This window comes from Frankia sp. CeCAU1 (assembly GCF_977971845.1).
Map to the genome: position 1 here is coordinate 1 of NZ_CDWWXA010000251.1, position 654 is coordinate 654.

A 654-nucleotide genomic window follows, 5' to 3' on the forward strand; every position below is an offset into this window, starting at 1 on the left:
GTGCCGATCGGGGGGCCGATCTGGAATGTTCGGTTGTTTGTGTTGGATGGTTTTCTGCGGCCGGTTCCGCCGGGGGTGGTGGGGGAGTTGTATATCGCTGGTGTGGGGTTGGCGCGTGGGTATGTGGGTCGTTCGTCGTTGACGGGGGAGCGGTTTGTGGCGTGTCCGTTTTCTGGGTTTGGGGAGCGGATGTATCGGACGGGGGATTTGGTGCGGTGGCGGGGTGATGGTGTGTTGGTGTATGTGGGGCGGGTTGATGCGCAGGTGAAGATTCGTGGGTTGCGGATCGAGTTGGGTGAGGTTGAGGCTGTTTTGGCGGGGGATGGGGCGGTGGGTCGGGTTGCGGTGGTGGTCCGGGAGGATCAGCCTGGTCATCGGTATCTTGTCGCCTACGTGGTGGCGGCGGCGGGTCGGGGTGTGGATGCTGCCGGGTTGCGGGAGTTCGCCGCGCGGCGGTTGCCGGAGTACATGGTGCCGGCGGCGGTGGTGGAGTTGGCGGAGTTGCCGTTGACGCTGAGCGGGAAGCTTGACCGTAAGGCTCTGCCCGCTCCGGATTTCGCGGGTCTGGTCACCGGGCGTGCTCCTCGTACTCCCGCCGAGGAGCTGCTGTGCGGCCTGTTCGCTGAGACCCTGCACCTGGACCGGGTCGGCGCC

Annotated in this window: 1 protein-coding gene; it reads left to right on the top strand. The window is 65.7% G+C overall.

The window, feature by feature from the left end:
• Nucleotides 1-189: 189 nt before the first annotated feature.
• Nucleotides 190-654, top strand: a 465-nt coding sequence (locus tag AC08OO_RS23105) for an AMP-binding enzyme (protein ID WP_476619086.1), incomplete at its 3' end; no start/stop codon positions are given.